Genomic DNA, 18,675 nt, shown 5'->3' on the forward strand with positions numbered 1-18,675 from the left:
TGTAATAAAAAAGGAGCCAATTGGCTCCTTTTTCTTTTTTATATCAGTATTATTAAATCATTTGTCCTTCTATAATAACCGAATCGATAAGGTTACTGCCAAAAGCATAAGGTAGCTGGTAATAGGAGGTAAGGGGCTTAGTAATTATAAGGTTAGCCCTTTTTCCTTTTGTAATGCTACCATGGGTTTTAGCAAGATCCATAGCATAAGCACCATTTATGGTAGCTGCATTTATGGCTTCTTCCGGAGTCATTTTCATTTTTATGCAGGCAGTTGCCACTACAAGGTTCATGTTTCCTGATGGGGTAGTGCCCGGGTTAAAGTCGGTAGCAAGGGCAAGGGGTAATCCGGCTTCCATCATTTTGCGTGCTGGAGTATACGGAATGCTGATAAAGAATGAACAGGTAGGCAAAGCCACAGGCATTGTTTTAGTACCTTTTAATGCTTCAATATCTTCATCTGTTACAATTTCAAGATGGTCTACACTTAGGGCATCATGCTTAACACAGGCTTCTATACCTTTAATGGCTGTAAACTGGTTAACGTGAATTTTAGCCTGAAGGCCGTATTTTTTACCGGCTTCCATAATGCGTTCTGTTTCTTCTACCGAGAAATATCCTGTTTCAAGAAAAGCATCAATATAATCGGCCAGTTTCTCTTCAGCTATTTTAGGTAGCATTTCTTTTACTATAAGGTCTATATAGGCACTGTGATTCTCTTTATATTCAGTAGGGAAGGCATGTGCGCCTAAAAAAGTAGCTTTTATGGCAACAGGATATTCTTCCCTAAGTCTTTTTATAACCCTAAGCATTTTAAGTTCGCCATCTACAGTAAGGCCGTAACCCGATTTAATTTCCACTGCTCCTGTTCCCTGCTGCATAACCTCTTCAAGGCGGCTGCGGGATTGCAGGTAAAGGTCTTCTTCTGAAGTTTCATTAAGCTTTTTTGCTGAGTTAAGTATACCTCCGCCACGGGAAGCTATCTCTTCATAGCTAAGTCCGTTAATGCGGTCTACAAATTCCTGTTCGCGGTTTCCGGCATATACAATATGGGTATGGCTGTCGCACCAGGCAGGTAAAACTGTTTTGCCTGTAGCATCTATAGTATTGGCATCAATAACATCAGGGCACTTTTCCATAGAACCATAATCAGCTATAATGTTGTTTTCAATTAAAAGAAAAGCATTTTGTAAAGAAGGCAGCACGGCCATGTCTTTTCCTGAGACTTTTTCAATTCCATCCTCTCTTACCTGCAGCAATTCCTTAATATTCTTAATAAGTATCTTCATGAATTAAACTTTTTGTAAAAATAGAATGGATTTTAAAAAACTCCTATATTTATAGAAACAAATCGATATGAAAAGAATCAAATACCGAAAAGTACGCAAAGTTCAGCCCAATTATTATGAGTATACGGGAGTATATAATAACGAACCGGTTGAAATGCAGCTTTTTGTTTATGATGAAAACGGATATAAGGAATACCAAAAAGTACCCTTAGATATCATTCATAAAGAATGTAATAATCATGTAGATTCTCAAAGTATAAGATGGCTTAATATACACGGGCTTCACGATGTGGAACTGATTAAGCAGATAGGAGAGATGCTGCATGTGGAAAGTTTTATAATTGGCGATATACTTAATACCTCGAGGCGAACACGTATAGAAGAACTTGGTAATGATGTTTTGTTCTTTAGCGTAAAATCGGCATTACCAGAAGAAGAGGAAGGTAACATCAGTACCGAGCAGATAAGTTTTTTATTAAAGGATAATCTGATTATCTCTTTTCAGGAAAAGAAAAGCGATTATTTTTCGCATATAAGAGAACGTATCCGTACCGGAACAGGTGTAGTAAGAAAAAAGAAAAACGACTACCTGTTGTACCTTATGCTCGATGCCATAATGGAGAACTTTTTTATCAATATTGAAAAGTATGAGGACCGTATTGAACGCTTAAGCCTGCAGGCTAAAACCGACCACCGTGCTGATTTTATTGCCGATATTGAAAAGACAAAGGAAAACCTTAATTTCCTTAAACGCTCCATAACTCCTTTAAGGGAGGCGCTTTTTAATATTAAAAACGATGAGGAAGAGCAGGACTATGAAACTATTAATAAAACAACCTATACTTTCTTTTCACGTCTGCATCAAAAAAGCCTTGAACTGCTGGACCAGATTGAGTATGATATGAACTCGCTGGACAGTGCTTCCAACTTCTATTATTCGGCACAGGGGCAGCGCATGAATGAGATTATGAAAATGCTTACCATTTTCTCTGTTATATTTATGCCTATGACCTTTGTGGTTGGTGTATACGGGATGAATTTTGATAATATACCCGAACTTCATTATCAAAACGGCTACTATTATGCTTTAGGGGTAATGGTAACCTTAGCTATAATTATGGTAATCTATTTTAAACGTAAGAAGTGGTTTTAATATGCAAAAGTTTGTAAGTGACATATCCAAAAGACAGTTCCCGGATTCGGAAAAGGTATCAGCAAAATTAGTACGCGAGCCTATACTGGACATTATTAAAAAAGATCATCCTGATTTTAATGAGGACTGCAGTCTTTCACTTTCTGAACTGAGCCATTACAGGAAGAAATACATATCAAACTTTATGAATACCCAAATGGGTGAGCTTACAGATATGGAACAAAAAGTGGTGGAATCCCTTAATGAAAAAACACTCATAAGCAACACTCTTGCCGATGAGGAGGAAAACACTACTTACACATTAGGACAGCGTGTAGCTGATAAGGTAGCAACCTTTGGCGGTAGCTGGACATTTATCATTTCCTTTATGGCATTTCTATTAGGATGGATAGCTCTTAATGTATTCTGGCTTACTAATAAGGGATTCGATCCATATCCGTTTATATTGCTTAACCTTATTTTATCATGTCTTGCAGCTTTGCAGGCTCCGGTAATTATGATGAGCCAGAACAGGCAGGAAGAGAAGGACAGGGAAAGGGCTAAAAACGATTATTTAATAAACCTGAAAAGCGAACTGGAAATAAGATTGCTGCATGAAAAGCTTGATCATCTTATACTGCATCAGGAGCAGTCACTAATTGAAATACAAAGGGTACAGATAGATATGATGAATGATATTTTAAAACGGATGGAGAAAAAACATTAAGGTCATAAATGGAGCTCCATAAATACTACATCCAGCCAGCGGTTAAACTTAAAGCCTACTTCCTTTAACAGGCCTGCCTCACGGAAACCAAATTTTTTATGGAATTCTATACTACCCTTATTTTCGGCATCAATGCCGGCAATCATACTGTGCATTCCCTGTTTAGCGGCCAGGGTAATTAAATTGGCCAAAAGCATTTTTCCTATGCCTTTGCCATGATATTCCTCATTTACATAAACAGAATGCTCTACAGTGTATTTGTAACCGTCTTTGGCGCGGAAAGTTCCGTAAGTGCCATAGCCTGCAACCTTACCTTTTATATCAGCAACAATAACAGGCCAACCTGCTTCCTGCTTTTCTTTAAACCATCGTTGCATATACTCCATAGATTTTACATTGTAATCATACAATGCGGTAGAATATAATATGTTGTGGTTTACTATTGCCAATATACCTTCCAGGTCGTTTGTTGTGGCAGGGCGCAGTGTTGTTTCCATATAACAAATATAATAATTAACCCTACAGGTTTGTCGTTGCGAGGAGGGTTGGTAAAAATAAAAGCCCCGCTATTGCGGGGCTTACTATATAAAGTTGAGGATGTCTTATTTTAAAGAACCTACCATGTCTTCCGGTTTAACCCAAGCATCGAAATCCTCTGGAGAAACATAACCTAAACGTACTGCCTCTTCTTTAAGGGTTGTACCGTTTTTGTGTGCTGTCTGAGCGATTTCTGCTGCTTTGTAGTAACCAATTTTAGTATTAAGAGCTGTTACAAGCATTAAAGAGTTGTCTACAAGTTCTTTAATACGTTTGTGGTTAGGCTCGATACCCTGTGCACAGTGCTCATCAAAAGATACACATGCATCACCAATTAATCTTGCCGATTGTAAGAAATTAGCAGCCATAAGAGGTTTGAAAACGTTAAGTTCGTAGTGACCCTGAGTACCACCAATAGTGATAGCCACATCGTTACCCATAACCTGAGCACAAACCATTGTTAGTGCCTCACACTGTGTAGGATTAACTTTACCAGGCATGATAGATGATCCCGGCTCGTTTTCAGGAATTAATATTTCGCCAATACCTGAACGCGGACCAGAAGCCAGCATACGGATATCGTTAGCTATTTTGTTTAATGAAACGGCAAGTTGTTTTAAAGCGCCGTGAGTCTCTACAATTGCATCGTGAGCAGCTAATGCCTCAAATTTGTTTTCTGCAGTTACAAATGGATGACCTGTAAATTTAGCGATGTACTCAGCTACTTTTACGTCATATCCTTCAGGAGTGTTAAGTCCTGTACCTACAGCTGTACCGCCAAGGGCAACCTCTGAAAGGTGAGCTAAAGTATTCTTAACAGCTTTTAAACCGTAGTTTAGCTGTGCCACATAACCTGAAAGCTCCTGGCCTAAAGTTAGGGGAGTAGCATCCATTAAGTGTGTACGGCCTATTTTTACAACATTCATAAACTCCTGTGATTTCTTTTGTAATGTATCACGAAGTTTCTCCACACCAGGAATAGTAACTTCCACTACAGCTTTGTAAGCAGCAATGTGCATACCTGTAGGGTAAGTATCGTTAGAAGACTGAGATTTGTTTACATCGTCGTTAGCTTTTAATACCGGCTCACCTTCGCCAATTTTACCTCCGGCAAGAACCTGAGCCCTGTTAGCAACAACCTCATTTACGTTCATGTTACTTTGTGTTCCAGAACCTGTTTGCCATATTACAAGAGGGAACTGGTCATCCAGCTTACCTGCAAGTATTTCGTCGCAAACCTGAGCAATAGCATCACGTTTTTCAACAGAAAGAACTCCTAAATCGTGGTTAGCATAAGCAGCTGCTTTTTTAAGGTATGCAAAACCTTCTACGATTTCTTTTGGCATAGAGCCGGGAGTACCTATCTTAAAGTTGTTTCTTGAACGTTCGGTTTGTGCGCCCCAATACTTGTCAGCAGGAACTTTCACTTCACCCATGGTGTCTTTTTCTATTCTGTATTCCATTTTGATGTGTTATTTATTGTATTCTGATTGTTTAACGGTTTAAAAACGTAACCTACTGATGTTGTGCAGGTGTTTTTAAAATCCAGCCAAAAATAAGCAATATCGCTAGGTATTGAAAACGATTTCACAAAATTATTTTGTGTGTTTTTTGGTTTTATGTGTTGCTCAAAATAAATTTTAAGATTATCTTTGGCCTGAATTAGAATAAACATAACACGCAATCATGTTCGAATTTTCACAATATTTAGGTTTCTTACTTTTCCTTTGTATCATTACAATAGGTTTTTGGTTAATGATGTTCCTTGTAAGCTTTGTGTTTTACTGGGTAGGCGGTGCTACTGTTGAGTTAATCAAAGAAAAAAGAAATAACAGAAAAAACTAAATAAAAGCTGCCTTGGGTAGCTTTTTTGGTATACAGGCAATGATGTCTGCCTTGAACCGCCTCTAATCGGGCTGATGACTTCTACTAATAACGGCTATTGCCGGGTAGATGTATTATATAATCAAGGTAAACATGAACAGACAGTTTTTAAAAGGTCTTATTGCTTCAATCGAACAAATTCCACAGTTTTTTTATCTGCTAAAGTGGCTGCTTATTTCGGCGATAGTCGGGATACTGTGCGGTTCTGCTTCTGCATTCTTTTTAGTCTCGCTTGAATGGGCTACAAACTGGCGTGAAAGCCATCTCTGGATAATTGCCCTTCTACCTCTTGGCGGACTCATAATCGGATTATTATATCATTATTTTGGCAGTAGTGTTGTAAAAGGCAACAATATGCTGCTGGAGGAACTGCATACTCCTAAACAGGTTATTCCTTTTCGTATGGCACCCCTAGTGTTATTTGGCACTATAGCCACACACTTTTTTGGAGGATCTGCCGGGCGTGAGGGTACAGCTGTACAAATGGGAGGTGCTATTGCCGATCAGTTTACCAAAATCTTTAAGATGCGTCCGCGTGACCGTAAAATACTTATTATAATAGGTATTAGCGGAGGTTTTGCATCAGTATTCGGTACGCCCCTTGCAGGGGCAGTATTTGCTTTAGAGGTACTGGTTTTGGGAAGGATGCGCTATGAAGCGATATTGCCAAGCTTCCTAACGGCTGTGGTTGCTAACCATACCTGCCATATATGGGGAGTAGGGCACACGCAATATCACATTCCTTTTGTGCCGGAAATGACTCCGCTTAACCTGTTGTTTGCTGTTGCGGTTGGTATAGCATTCGGACTTACCGCGACTCTATTCTCTAAGATGACCCATTTTTGGGGTGAATTCTTTAAATTCAAAATCAGTTACTCACCTTTAAGGCCTTTTGCCGGAGGTATAGTTATCGCACTGGCGGTTTACTTAATGGGTACTACCAAATATATAGGACTTGGGGTTCCTGTAATAGTAGATGCTTTTAATCATGATTTAACCTCTTATGATTTCCTGCTTAAAATACTGTTTACATCCTTTACGCTTGGTGCCGGATTTAAAGGGGGAGAAGTAACTCCATTATTTTTTATCGGAGCGACGTTAGGTAATGCTTTAGCCTTTTTTGTGCCATTGCCCTTGGCATTATTGGCAGGTATGGGCTTTGTGGCCGTGTTTTCCGGAGCTACGAATACACCAATTGCCTGTACGCTTATGGGGATAGAACTTTTTGGTGCTGAAAGTGCAGTGTTTATTGCTATAGCCTGTGTGGTAGCCTATTTGTTTTCAGGGCATACAGGTATTTATTCCTCACAAATAGTAGGAAGCTCTAAACATTTACTGTTTGGCAGGGAGCAGGAAAAAAGTCTGGCAAGTGTAACCCAATCCAGAAAGGATAAGAGACACTCTTATGTTTCTTCGTTATTTGCAGGGAAATAAATACTGATTACAGCGCCTTCTCCTAACTTACCCGATGCGGTTATATATCCGTTGTGGTTTTGTACAATCTTTTTACATAAAGCCAGTCCTACGCCAGAGCCTTTATAGTCAAGCGGTGAATGCAGCCTTGTAAATATATTGAATATCGATTCGGCATACTCCTGTTCAAAACCAATTCCGTTATCGGCAACATAAACCAGTTTGTAAAGCATTCGGTTTGTGCTATTAAACGCAACCGGAACTTTTTCGGCGGAAAGCTGCACTACTGGCTTTCTGTCGGGAGAGGAATATTTAATGGAATTGGATATAAGGTTAGAGAACAGTTGCTTGAGCAGAAACGGAACACCCTGTACCTGAGGTAACACATCTATGTTTACGGTTGCCTCTTTTTCCTCAATAGTTTCGTGAAGTTCGTCAACAACTTCTTTAATCAGTTCTGTAAGGTCTACAGTTTCAAAATTACTGTCTTCGTGTTTTAAGCGGGTGTATTTTAAAATATCAACAAGCAGTGTCTGCATCCTGTTAGCAGAACTGTTCATTCGTTTAATGGCATCTTCCACCTTTTCAGGTATGTTCTTTTCTGTACTTAATATACGTGAAGATACAAGCTGTATTTTACGTAAAGGTTCCTGAAGGTCATGTGTACTTATCCAGTTAATATTTTCAAGTTCAGAATTTGTTTCTTTAAGCAATTCGCTTAGCTTTCGGTATTTTTGCTCCTCATTGGTAACTACAAGTAGGTTTATCTGTCGTTGCAGCCTGTATGCATAATTAGCAGCAGTATCTATTTCAGGTTTCTCCCAAGGAGAGCTCTGGCACTTAACGACCTCTTTCCAAAGGTCAAATGATTTTCTGGGTGAAAGCCCTTTTTCATCTTTTTCAATAGATTTGTTAGGATCTCCTGCCCAGTTTATTTCCTTTACTGTTTCCGGCCTGTACCAAATAATACTGTTGTCGTTTTCTATATCAAGGGAATGATATATTATACCAGATGTGTTTTCACATACGTTTTTGTATTCCGGCAAAAGATCAATAAGTTTATCTGTGTGCAAACTTCCGTTCTGGGTATAAGTAGATAACCAGCTTGAAATCTTTTTTATTTCTTCATCATCGGGTGTAATACCGCTTTTGTACACAGAATTATTGAATAATACAGACACTCCCGAAGCATTACAAAGTTCTAAAAGCTGTTTTGAGTTAACGAGTGCTTTAAATGAAGCCGCATTAGTAAGAGTTATATCCTTTACTTTATCTAATGCAGAAGATGTTTTAAGCGATAACTCGTACTCTTCGTTTTTTTGTCTTATATCTATTTGTGAAGTTATAAAATGACCCTGTAACTGAGCAGCCAGTCTTAAATCGGGCGCCAGGTTTTTAGGAGAATAATGATGGCAGGCAATAAGTCCCCATAACTTTTTTTGGTGTATTAAAGAAATGGTTAATGTTGCGCCAACTCCCATATTGTGTAAATATTGTACATGTATTGGGGAGGTACTTCTTAAAATGGAAAGGCTTAGGTCAAGATTCTTTTCTGTGCTGTTATCAATGGTATAAATAGGCACCGGAGTATAATCTACATCGGTTATTATACGCAAGAGGTTTTGCATATAAAGTTCGCGTGCCTGTTTAGGTATATCGGTATGTGGGTAGTGTAATCCTAGAAAAGGCTCTAAATCTTCCCTTACGCTTTCGGCATATACTTCACCATTGTAATTCTTATCAAAACGATAAATCATTACCCTGTCATACCCTGTTATATCTCTTGTACCTTCTGCAACGAGCTGGCAAAGTTCTTTTAAGGTATGGGTGTCGTGCATATAGCCCAAAAGCTGAGCTGTCTGGTTATATTCAAAACTGATGTCCTTTTCGTTAACGCTTGCAGGTTCTGCCTCTATAATATAAAGATTATCACGTTTATGTACTGTGCATAGGAAATTCTTACCGTTAAGTTCCAGTTTTAAGAGACTGGCAGAAAGCATCAGGTCTTTGCTTATATAATCTTTCAGGTTGTTAATGGTGTTATTAACAAAAACCGAGTCGATGGTTTTTCCTAGAATATCCTGGTGCTTTATACCAATATACTCATAGCTGTTGCCACTGCAAAACTCAATTTTAAAGTCGGTAGTATTTACGGCAAGTAAAAAACCATGTGGCTGTATACTTCCGGGTATGTGTATAGGTTCCTGTTCGCAGTTTGTAAGATTAACTATGTCACGATTTACAATATCCTTTATGTTCATAACGGGGCTTTGTTATGTTATTTTATGAGAAATGCCTGCCTATAGTGGTAAAGGCATATTCTGCTCCTGCAATTATTTCTTGTTGATTATTATTTTTTGCTTCATAAGCTGTAAGGGCATTAAGAAAAGACTTCCATTTGCTGCCGGTTTGATTACCGTATCCTGCAAAATAAGAAGCACCTTTTTCTTCTGTATGGCCTAGTGAGGTATGTATGTTTTTAAGGATTACCCTTCCGCCCAGGGAAGAGCCTTCTATTACATACAATACTCCCATAGCAAATGCGGGGCTCATTGAAGCAGTATTTTCAAAAGGTTTTTGAAATTGTGTTTTGGAAAAGCCTAATGTTTTAAGGTCGTTTTCTAAAAGAGATGTTTTGTTTCGGTTATTTATATCCGGAACAAAAGTAGTAAGGGCCGGAAAAATTTCTTCTTCGGCCTGCTTAACCACATCGTGCATTAAGTTTAGGTAATGCACATACTGATCATTAGTTACATTAGGATTTACAATCGAAACTGAAACAGGAAGCTGTTCCAGATTAGTATGGGCTACCGATGTTTTGGCTCTTAGCCTTTCTAAAAAAGTCTCGGTTGCCGTAAGCTCATTATTCATATTAAAAAACAGTACTTAGCAGTAGTAAACAAATTCATTACTATCGGAGTTGTAATTCTCCCAGTTCATTTTAAGCGTATGCTCTATAGATTTTTTAAGCTTATCAAACGCTCCCGATTTAGGCACATAAAATGAAGCGCCAAGTTCTTTACTTTGCTGAATGGTAATATCATCGCTGGTTGTAGAGAACATAACCACAGGAAGGTTTTTATGCTGATCTGACTCGCGTACTCTCTTAAGCGTTTCCAATCCGTTCATACCCGGCATGTTTATGTCTAAAAATACAAGGTAGGGGGTTGGGGGCGGGTTATTAAGCGCTTTTAGTAATTCTTCACCATTACGCTGTGTTACCACCTTAACGTTACTGTCTATAATATCAATAATTTCCCTGAAGAAATCTATATCTTCCTGGTCATCATCGGTGTAAAACACTGTTAATTCGTTATTCATGGGTCTTGATAGTTTTAATATTGGGTTGAATAACAAATATAGCTAATTTGTTTCCTAATAACTGTTTATAAGCTGTTAATATTAGGAAAACAAAGAGTCTTGTAAAATGTTATAACAAAGTATGTGTAATTTTATAACAGGCAAAAAGCTACAAATTCATTATAAAACTATCCTTGTTTAGACCGTCTGTAATATATTGCCAGTTGATGTGAACCACATCAGTGAGTATTTTTTTCAAATCGGTAAAGTCTGTAGGTTTTTTAATGTATACGTTAGCACCAAGAACAAATGTCTGTTCTACATCCTGCTCCGAAGAAGAGGTAGAATAAATTGCTACCGATATATTTTTAAGCCTTTCGTTGTCACGTATTTCCTTTAAACATTCCAACCCCGATTTACGAGGCATGTTAAGGTCAAGGAAAATAATATCCGGAAGCGGATTTTCCTTTTTTACCAGATGATTCATGAGTTCTACACCATCCTTCAAGGTAGTTATAGAGTATTTAATTTTAACCTCCTCAAAGGCTTCTGTAAAAAACAGGCGATCATCCTCGTCATCGTCTGCCAGCATTATATGTAAATGGCTAAGGTGCATATAGGGCTTAAAAAAATTATTTTTCGGCTATTCTTTTTTGTCTCATTATTTTCTGGAATGTGGTGGGGGTCACTCCTGTAATGTTTTTAAATTGTTGTGATAAATAAGCAACACTGCTGTAATTCATCATAAAAGAGATTTCGGTAAGGGAAAGACTTTCGGTCATGAGCAACTGTTTTACCCTTTCTATTTTATGAAGGATAATAAAGTTCTCAATTGAAATAAATGTGACTTCTGAAAAGACCTGCGAAAGTGTACGGTAACTTTCGTCCAGTTTTTCAGAAAGATAAGATGATATTTTTAATGATTGCATACCTTTATCAGAATACAGCATTTCTATAATTGCATTCTTAATTTTTTGTACCAGTATGCTCTTTTGGTTATCTACTATTTCTATACCATACTGCTTTAGAGATTCAATCAGTTGATTGTATTTGTCCATAGGTATGTTTTCCTTAAACTTGACATATCCCGGCTCAGTCACTGTGCAGTCAATGTCAAATTTATCTAACTGCTCCTGTAGCAGAACTTTACACATCTGGTCTATGTTATATTTTATGTAAAGCTCCATTAATATCCCTTATTTAGCGAAGTAAAAGTAGTAAATTTTCTTAACATCCGTTTAAGCTTTCTTATATTCATACTTACCCTATAGACTATTCAAATTAATATAGGTTTGATAAAAAATTAAAAATCAACAAATTAAAAGTTTTTGTTTAAATTTAATGTAACAGAAAACTTAACAAATGGCTGTAGGTTTGAATTGAAGTACAATAATCACCCTACTGCAATATAATAAAAAATATGTTTTATTTTAAAACTATACCGCCTGACGGAGGAATTATTTATACCGAAACAAACATGCAAAATTTGTTTCCCGAGCCCTTAAATGCGGCAACTTCGCTGCTTTTTTTGATGTTGGCTCTTTTTTGGACGGTTAAATTATGGGGGAGGGCAAAACAGCATACTTTTTTATTTACGGCTGTTATACTGCTTTATATTGGTGGCATAGGCGGGACGGTTTACCATGGCATGCGCCAGTGGAGCTTTTTTATTATGATGGACTGGCTACCTATTATGCTGCTTTGTATAGCAGCGGGCGTTTACTTTTTGGCCCGACTTACAAAATGGTATTATGCCGTAGGTATGGTGTTACTGTATGTTGTTTTTCAATTTTATTTGAGGAGCATAATGACGCAAAGTGATGTCCACCTGTTTATAAATATAAACTACGCGGTAATGGCATCGCTGGTGTTGTTTCCGGTACTGGGATACCTTATAAAGACAAGATTTGAAAACGGACTATGGGTAGGCTTGGCCCTTGTAGCTTTTATACTTGCGCTTACTTTTCGTATTGCCGACGGCTGGGGCTGGGTGAGTTTTGGTACCCACTTTTTATGGCACTTGTTTGGCGCGGTGGCTGCCTACTGCATGTTTCAGTACATATATCTTATCAATAACAGGCAAATGGCTATTGTATAAAAAAACCCGTTTTAAGGGGCTAAAACGGGCATGGTAAATAAAGATAAGATGTGTTATTCGGTTGGCATGGCGCTCATATCCATATAGAATATTTCCCATTGGTGTCCGTCAAGATCTTCAAAGTTGCGGTTATACATCCATCCGTAATCAATAGGTTCTTTGTATTGCCTTCCGCCCGCTGCAAAAGCTTTTTCTAATAGGGCATCAACCTCATCACGGCTGTTTACCGAAAGCGCAGTAATAAGCTCAGTTGTTTTTTTGGCGTCGGCTATCTCTTTGGTTATAAAGGTACTAAAATACTTTTCTGTAAGCAGCATAGCAAAAATATTTTCGCCAATTATCATACAGGTTGCATTTTCGTCAGTAAACTGAGCGTTAAAGGTAAAGCCTATTTTGGTAAAGAATTCAATGGACTTGTTCAGGTCCTTTACCGGAAGATTCACGAAAATTTGGTTCACTTTAGTCATAACTATTCGTTTTTTGATTTGTATATCACAAATTTATAAACGAATACTTAAACCAAAGGTGTGTAAACACGACAACCTAAGGGGGAAATCAGGACGATTCGGAATTGAGAATTGAGAATTGAGAATTGAGAATTGAGAATTGAGAATTGAGAATTGAGAATTGAGAGAATTCTTATATCTCTATGTTTAGCATCTGCTATCTAATATCTCAAATCTCAATACTACTATCTATACTACAAGATCCTCAAAAAGGCGCTGGGTTAGTTTTTCCATATCAGAACAAAAGCCGGGGTGTGGCCTTGATGTTTGTATAACCGAACTGCGCACAGCTGTTAGCCACCTGAAACGCTCATCGGGTTCCATTAGGGCAATAGGGCCACCGTCTTTAGCGCCGCGGGCAATTTTTTCAAACGATTCAAGATTTTGTTTAATTTGTTCTATGTCTGCTTCGGGAGAAAGCATAAGTATTTTTTGTTCGGCTACAGTGAAGAGCATTTTTACAAATTTTTGCCTTTTGCAAAACACAATCACCCCCGCATTGATGAACTCTTCGCGTTCCACTCTGGGAACAACGCGAATTACGGCATATTCATATAGGTGTTTATCTTGCATTTTTGGCCTGATTTACAAAAATATCACTGTTTTCTAATCTCGTTAAAAGGAATTGCGTATACACTTCGCGCACCTGTTCCGGTTCAAGGTCGTTATCCTGCCAGTCCATCCATTCGGCTGGGATAAGTGCTGTAATGGAACGTATTTTCTCTTCGTTAAGCAGGGCTTTGTACTCGGCATTCACTTCGTCCAGTTTTGTGGCTTGTGGCAGCAATACATGGTCTTTAATAAGCGCAAATGGAGTAACCGCCGCAGCCTGAGGATCGTTAAACGAATGGTGGAAATATAATGATGCACCGAGGTCTATTAACCATAGCTCTTTATGCCATATAAGCATGTTTGTATTACGGAAAGTACGGTCTACATTGGTAATATAAGCATCCAGCCACACAATTTGTGAAGCCATTTTTTCATCTACCGTAGTAACAACAGGGTCGAAGTTTATGGCTCCCGAAAGAAAATGCAAGGCAAGGTTAAGCCCCTGGCTGAATTGTAACAGGTCCTGAATTTCCTCGTCGGCCTCGGTACGGCCAAAGGCTTCATCCAGGTTGGCAAAAACCAGTTCGGGTACAGGTAAGCCCAGCAAACGCGCCATTTCGCCACCTATAAGTTCGGCAATAAGGGCTTTGGTACCGTGTCCGGCACCGCGAAACTTAAGTACATATTTAAAATCGTCGTCGGCTTCTGCAATGGCAGGAAGCGAACCGCCCTCACGCAATGGGGTTACATAACGCATTACGTTTACAGTACGCAAATGTGGTGTTTTGCTCATGGTTACTAATTACAGCTTTTACAAAGCAGTTTTATGCCGTAAAAATAGGGAAATTTTACAGGTTACAGCGTAGGTATGGCAGCCGGATACCAGTTTTTGTTTTCCAGGAAAGAAATTATATCCTTAAAACCCTGTGGTGTTATTTCTTCTTTAGAGATTAGGTAAGCAGGAGTAAACGACGTATTAAAATAAAGAAGGACGTAATTTTTTTTAATAACCTTAAATCCTGTACAGTTGTCCCAATTAAGGGTTACCGAAATTCCGGCTGACTCATAATGAAAGGCTTCTTTATTGAATTCCACTATGGCAGTGGTATTTTTGTTTTTTTGGATTGCCGACTCAATAAGACGATGTTGTTTTTTCCTGTTTCGGCTTATGTTTATATAATGGCTGGAACAGTTAATAAACAAGTGTATGCCCACCGCTATAAAAAGATATCCAGACATAGCTACCGTAAGTCCCGAAGCCAAAAACCATATCCCTATAATAGTAATTAATATAGCCTGCACCATTAACAGGTGGGTGTTTCTTATTCTGGTATACCAAATGTGGTTAAATACGTTTATAGTTTTTTCCTTGTAAAGTGCAGGGTTAAAAGGGATTTCAAATTTCATTTATGAATGTTCTTTATGATAAGATACTTTTATAAAGTATTATTATATCGTTCTATTTCGGTACTTACTGTATTGAATTAGTTTGTGAATATTATAAAAATTATCACGACCAACCTCTTCAATACTAAAGATAAAAGAAGGTTGTGAAGTGCCCAAAATATAAATTAGCATATAGTCTTTTTCTAACTTGTAATTAGTAATTAAGTCTAAATTTATAGTTGTTTGCATGCCATATCCATTGATAGAAAAATTATCATCATCAATATTGATTAGCATAGGAGTATCAAGTTTAAGCTGGTAGTTTTTTAATCTATTCACACTCTCAAAAAAAGATTTTTTTGCTTTGTATATAGCAGTGATTTTTAATACAATATCTAAGACGAAATAAAAAATAAAAGGAAAAAGAATGGCTAAATTTTTACCGGGACTCTCATAATCATTTATAGAGAGAATTATTAAAAATAAAAGTAGTAAGCCCCGGACAATTATACTTTCAATATACTTTTTATAGGTTAACCTAAAGAGTTTATTTTGCTTCTTGAAGAAGAAATTTTCATTAAAATTATATTCAATTCTCATGTAAGGTGAATTAATATTTTTTTGGGTAAATATAAAAATATTTCAAGTAAGACTAATCTAGTATATGTTTGACTTCTTCATTTGTTTTTTGGTGGTATAATCAACCAGCCACATAAGTATCCAATAAATTATCAATACTACAGGATAAAAAACCATAATTAAAAATGTGTATCCATGTCTTTGTGAGGCACTTTCTCCAATAATCCAGTCGATTATCCAATAGAATATCATATAACTAAATAAAGTAATAAAAGGAAATATGATACTACCTGTTATTACTACCCATGAGAATCGAGGCTTAAAGTGTTTTTTACGGTAGTATCTTATGGCGAGTATGTGTAATATTATAATTATTGCTCCAAAAACGAGCATTAACCTGAATGGATCTATATCAATTAATATTTGAGCGGTGTTAGGTATTTCTGGCTCAAAATATATTTCCATCATGTTAACGGGTATTTTGGTAAATTTCCAATATAGCTGTTGATTCTCCGCTGAAGTAGATTTGCCAAAATTGGTTTTTATAGGTTTTTCGTTTTTAGTGTTGTTAAGCCATATTTCGAGGGTACCGTATGATTTCCAGTATTTGGCAGGAGAAAGCGCATATTTAAAGCTCTCTTTTTGTACCCAATTACTATAATCACTCCATACATCAGCCGTGTATTGTACTTTGATTATATGATTCCCTTTTGATAAATCGGTTTTAAAGAATTTTAAATCTTCAGTACGAATGCCAAATGATGAATTATCAGTTTCAGACAACACTAATTCATTACCGCTTTCATATAAGTAGGTAAAATCAGAAAACGCATTATTTTTAGCTTTTTTATAATCAAAGGGTAGAGGTAGTAAGTATATTGGGATATCATCTACCCATACGCTAAACTCTTTTTTAAAATCTATTGCGTAAAAGAGCAAAGGTATTTGTTCCCCGTCTTTATAACAGGTAATATGATATTCTATATCAAAAAAGGCTGTTTGAAAATCAGCATCAGTAGTTATGCTTATTTTTTCATGATTGATTGCAGCATATTTACTTATAAATGGTGTTCCTGATAACGACCCCTCTATATATGGCTCTGCCATATTAGCATTAAGGCTGAATGAAAGGAAAAAAAGAAGTAGTAAAAAAGCGTTCTTCATTTAGTGTGGCTGTATACAACCAAATGTAAAAAAAATAAGCTAGCTATCTCAAAAACAACCTAACCGTAGTACCTTTTTCCTCTTTGCTGTAAATATCTATGGCAATGCCTAACAGCAGGCAAAGGCGTTTTACTATAGAAAGCCCCAGCCCTGTACCCTTTATGTTACTGTGTTCGGTAGCTTTAGAGCGGTAAAACTGGTTGAAGATCTTTTGCAGGTCCTGTGCCGGTATACCCATACCGGTATCGGTAATGGTAATAACCGTTCCTTCATTTTCACTAAGGGCTACAGTTATCTTTCCGTTATCGGGGGAATACTTTATGGCGTTAGAGATAAGGTTGTTTACCACTATAGACAGCAGGTATTCGTCGGTTTCAAAATAATAGTCCCTGTCAAACTGGGTTACTACCTGTATGTTCTTCTCTTTAATGGTTAGGGAGTAGCGTGTAAGCGTATCCAGCAGTACCGGGTTTAAGTACACGTTCTCTACCTTTATGGACTGTTTTTGGTTTTCAAAACGCGCCAGTAAGAGTAACTGATCTACCAGGTGGTTTAGTCGGTTTACCTCACTTATGCAAAAGTTTATTTTTTCCTCATATTCCTCACGGTCACGCGGCTTGCGTATAAGAACTTCCAGTGTTCCCTTAATAACGGCAAGGGGAGTACGCAGTTCGTGTGAAGCATCGCTCGTAAATTGCTTTTCCCTTTCTATGGCATTTTGTATGCGGTCCAGCAGGTCGTTTATGGTTTGAGAAAGATCATAAAGTTCGTCCCTGTTAGGTGGTAACGGAATACGAGAGGTAAGGTTATCTTTTGTAATATCTTTTGAGGTACTCATTATAGAGGCTACCGGCTTAATGCTTCGTCCAGCAATAAAACGTGCTATTAAAAACAGTACTATAAGTACAAGGGGATAGGCAAACCAAAGTATCCTGCTAAGGTTGTTAAGTACCATGGCAGCATCTTCCAGCGGAGCAGCAACCAACAGATACCCTACAATTTCTTTTTGATAGGTAATAGGTACCTCAAACTGCCTTACCGATTTATGTTCCAGCCAGGTATCATAATGTATAGTCTTTTTACAAAGGTGCTTTGCTTCAAGGTGAGATTCCTTTAGGTTGGGCGACTTGTCTGTAGAGTTACCTTCGGTATCTACAAACTCAATAAAAATAGGGTTAATGTCGAGTGTGTTGTGTTCCTTTTCTTTCCACTCGTGTACATCGTGTATGGCAAAACCGTCGGCAGAAATGTCAATTTCGGTCATAAGATCTGAAACCTCAATGCTAAGATCCCTTTCCACATCGTTATAAACGCTTTTGCGCACGGTAAAGTAAATAACCACAAATACGGCAAAAACAAGCAGAGCCGTACTTACTATATAGTAAATGGCAATCCTGTTACGAAAAGAAAAGGAAATGTTTTTCACCGTTCCGTGATTTAGCGGTTAATCTTCTGCAATATAGCCTATTCCGCGTACCGTTTTTATAAAGTCGTCCTCTTTTTTAAGGTTTAGTTTTTTACGAATGGCATTTATAAAAACATCTATAACACCTGTATCATATTCAAAATGGATGTCCCAAACATCCTGAATAATATCCTGTCGGCTGCATACATTACCTTTGTTTTTGATAAGATAGGCCAGAAGATCGTACTCCCTTTGGGTAAGTGCAACTTCTTCGTCATTATGCCAAACCTGATGTTTGTTCTGTATAATACGAATATTGCGTATGCTTAGTTCGTTATTGCCTTCGTTGTAACGAAAGTGTATTTTTATACGTTCTACCAGTTCCTGGAAACTGAAGGGCTTTTTGATATAATCGTTAGCGCCAGCCTTTAGTCCTTCAATGGTTTCCTGTACGGTGTCTTTTGCCGTAAGGAATATAATAGGAGTTCTGGTATCGGTAGCCCTTATGGCACGACATACTTCTATACCGGTGTAACCTGGCATCATCCAGTCTAACAATATAAGGTCGGGTTTTTGTTTAGAAGCCATATCATAGGCTTCCTTACCGTTTGCAGCTGTTATTATATCATAGCCTTCTTCCTCAAGTCCCTGCTTAAGGAATCCGGTAATGCCTTTTTCATCTTCTGCTATAAGAATTTTCATGT

21 protein-coding genes and 1 riboswitch are annotated in these 18,675 nt (G+C 37.7%); of the genes, 5 read left to right on the forward strand and 16 right to left on the reverse strand.

Features of this window, described 5'->3' with window-relative positions:
* Positions 1–52: 52 nt before the first annotated feature.
* Positions 53–1,288, reverse strand: a complete 1,236-nt coding sequence (gene hutI / locus NU09_RS11430; protein ID WP_129751424.1) for an imidazolonepropionase — start codon at positions 1,286–1,288, stop codon at positions 53–55.
* 67 nt (positions 1,289–1,355) lie between these two features.
* Here hutI and corA point away from each other — a divergent pair, with 67 nt between their 5' ends.
* Both corA and NU09_RS11440 read left to right on the forward strand, forming a co-directional pair.
* Entirely contained in the window at positions 1,356–2,441 is a 1,086-nt protein-coding gene (corA, locus tag NU09_RS11435; protein ID WP_129751425.1) for a magnesium/cobalt transporter CorA, read from the forward strand.
* A gap of 1 nt (position 2,442) precedes the next feature.
* Positions 2,443–3,147, forward strand: a complete 705-nt coding sequence (locus tag NU09_RS11440; protein ID WP_129751426.1) for a DUF1003 domain-containing protein — start codon at positions 2,443–2,445, stop codon at positions 3,145–3,147.
* Positions 3,148–3,149: 2 nt separating this feature from the next.
* Here the strand turns inward: NU09_RS11440 and NU09_RS11445 are convergent, their stop codons facing one another.
* Complete coding sequence (locus NU09_RS11445) at positions 3,150–3,644, reverse strand: GNAT family N-acetyltransferase (RefSeq protein ID WP_129751427.1); 495 nt, start codon at positions 3,642–3,644, stop codon at positions 3,150–3,152.
* Positions 3,645–3,749: 105 nt separating this feature from the next.
* The gene (gene fumC, locus NU09_RS11450; RefSeq protein WP_129751428.1) at positions 3,750–5,147 is read right to left on the reverse strand and encodes a class II fumarate hydratase; all 1,398 of its coding nucleotides are present in this window, start codon (positions 5,145–5,147) and stop codon (positions 3,750–3,752) included.
* A gap of 223 nt (positions 5,148–5,370) precedes the next feature.
* Here fumC and NU09_RS17085 point away from each other — a divergent pair, with 223 nt between their 5' ends.
* Entirely contained in the window at positions 5,371–5,529 is a 159-nt protein-coding gene (locus tag NU09_RS17085) for a hypothetical protein (RefSeq protein WP_165357688.1), read from the forward strand.
* Between the two features lie 26 nt (positions 5,530–5,555).
* Positions 5,556–5,620, forward strand: a riboswitch (Fluoride riboswitch).
* A gap of 41 nt (positions 5,621–5,661) precedes the next feature.
* Entirely contained in the window at positions 5,662–7,002 is a 1,341-nt protein-coding gene (locus NU09_RS11455) for a voltage-gated chloride channel family protein (RefSeq protein WP_207209773.1), read from the forward strand.
* On the opposite strand, the gene NU09_RS11460 is transcribed toward NU09_RS11455, so the two are convergent.
* From NU09_RS11460 to NU09_RS11480, 5 genes are all read right to left on the reverse strand, one after another.
* On the reverse strand, positions 6,972–9,242 hold the full coding sequence (locus NU09_RS11460) for an ATP-binding protein (protein ID WP_129751429.1): 2,271 nt from the start codon (positions 9,240–9,242) through the stop codon (positions 6,972–6,974). The genes NU09_RS11455 and NU09_RS11460 overlap by 31 nt on opposite strands.
* A 22-nt stretch (positions 9,243–9,264) precedes the next feature.
* Positions 9,265–9,852 (reverse strand): biliverdin-producing heme oxygenase, encoded by a 588-nt coding sequence (locus tag NU09_RS11465; RefSeq protein ID WP_129751430.1) that lies wholly within the window; start codon positions 9,850–9,852, stop codon positions 9,265–9,267.
* Between the two features lie 15 nt (positions 9,853–9,867).
* Positions 9,868–10,302 carry a response regulator gene (locus tag NU09_RS11470; protein ID WP_129751431.1) on the reverse strand — a complete coding sequence of 145 codons (435 nt, stop codon included), beginning with the start codon at positions 10,300–10,302 and terminating at the stop codon, positions 9,868–9,870.
* A gap of 148 nt (positions 10,303–10,450) precedes the next feature.
* Positions 10,451–10,897, reverse strand: coding sequence for a response regulator (locus NU09_RS11475; RefSeq protein WP_129751432.1), 447 nt, complete (start codon positions 10,895–10,897; stop codon positions 10,451–10,453).
* Positions 10,898–10,913: 16 nt separating this feature from the next.
* On the reverse strand, positions 10,914–11,468 hold the full coding sequence (locus tag NU09_RS11480; RefSeq protein ID WP_129751433.1) for a helix-turn-helix domain-containing protein: 555 nt from the start codon (positions 11,466–11,468) through the stop codon (positions 10,914–10,916).
* A gap of 233 nt (positions 11,469–11,701) precedes the next feature.
* Between NU09_RS11480 and NU09_RS11485 the strand changes: the two genes are divergently transcribed.
* Positions 11,702–12,379, forward strand: a complete 678-nt coding sequence (locus NU09_RS11485; protein ID WP_129751434.1) for a hypothetical protein — start codon at positions 11,702–11,704, stop codon at positions 12,377–12,379.
* Between the two features lie 53 nt (positions 12,380–12,432).
* On the opposite strand, the gene NU09_RS11490 is transcribed toward NU09_RS11485, so the two are convergent.
* The 8 genes from NU09_RS11490 to NU09_RS11525 form a co-directional block, all read right to left on the reverse strand.
* The gene (locus tag NU09_RS11490; RefSeq protein WP_129751435.1) at positions 12,433–12,846 is read right to left on the reverse strand and encodes a VOC family protein; all 414 of its coding nucleotides are present in this window, start codon (positions 12,844–12,846) and stop codon (positions 12,433–12,435) included.
* A 228-nt stretch (positions 12,847–13,074) separates the two neighbouring features.
* Positions 13,075–13,458: a DUF3037 domain-containing protein gene (locus NU09_RS11495; protein WP_129751436.1), complete on the reverse strand. Its 384-nt coding sequence runs from the start codon at positions 13,456–13,458 to the stop codon at positions 13,075–13,077.
* On the reverse strand, positions 13,448–14,230 hold the full coding sequence (locus tag NU09_RS11500; RefSeq protein ID WP_129751437.1) for a HipA family kinase: 783 nt from the start codon (positions 14,228–14,230) through the stop codon (positions 13,448–13,450). The genes NU09_RS11495 and NU09_RS11500 overlap by 11 nt, the downstream gene beginning before the upstream one ends.
* A gap of 62 nt (positions 14,231–14,292) precedes the next feature.
* Positions 14,293–14,844 (reverse strand): hypothetical protein, encoded by a 552-nt coding sequence (locus tag NU09_RS11505; RefSeq protein ID WP_129751438.1) that lies wholly within the window; start codon positions 14,842–14,844, stop codon positions 14,293–14,295.
* A gap of 42 nt (positions 14,845–14,886) precedes the next feature.
* Positions 14,887–15,423 carry a hypothetical protein gene (locus NU09_RS11510; protein WP_129751439.1) on the reverse strand — a complete coding sequence of 179 codons (537 nt, stop codon included), beginning with the start codon at positions 15,421–15,423 and terminating at the stop codon, positions 14,887–14,889.
* Between the two features lie 57 nt (positions 15,424–15,480).
* Positions 15,481–16,566 (reverse strand): hypothetical protein, encoded by a 1,086-nt coding sequence (locus NU09_RS11515; RefSeq protein WP_129751440.1) that lies wholly within the window; start codon positions 16,564–16,566, stop codon positions 15,481–15,483.
* A gap of 43 nt (positions 16,567–16,609) precedes the next feature.
* Entirely contained in the window at positions 16,610–17,992 is a 1,383-nt protein-coding gene (locus tag NU09_RS11520) for a sensor histidine kinase (protein ID WP_129751441.1), read from the reverse strand.
* An 18-nt stretch (positions 17,993–18,010) separates the two neighbouring features.
* On the reverse strand, positions 18,011–18,673 hold the full coding sequence (locus NU09_RS11525; protein ID WP_129751442.1) for a response regulator transcription factor: 663 nt from the start codon (positions 18,671–18,673) through the stop codon (positions 18,011–18,013).
* Between the last annotated feature and the right edge of the window lie 2 nt (positions 18,674–18,675).

The organism is Flavobacterium beibuense, from assembly GCF_004151245.1.
Taxonomy (GTDB): Bacteria; Bacteroidota; Bacteroidia; order Flavobacteriales; family Flavobacteriaceae; genus Flavobacterium; species Flavobacterium beibuense_A.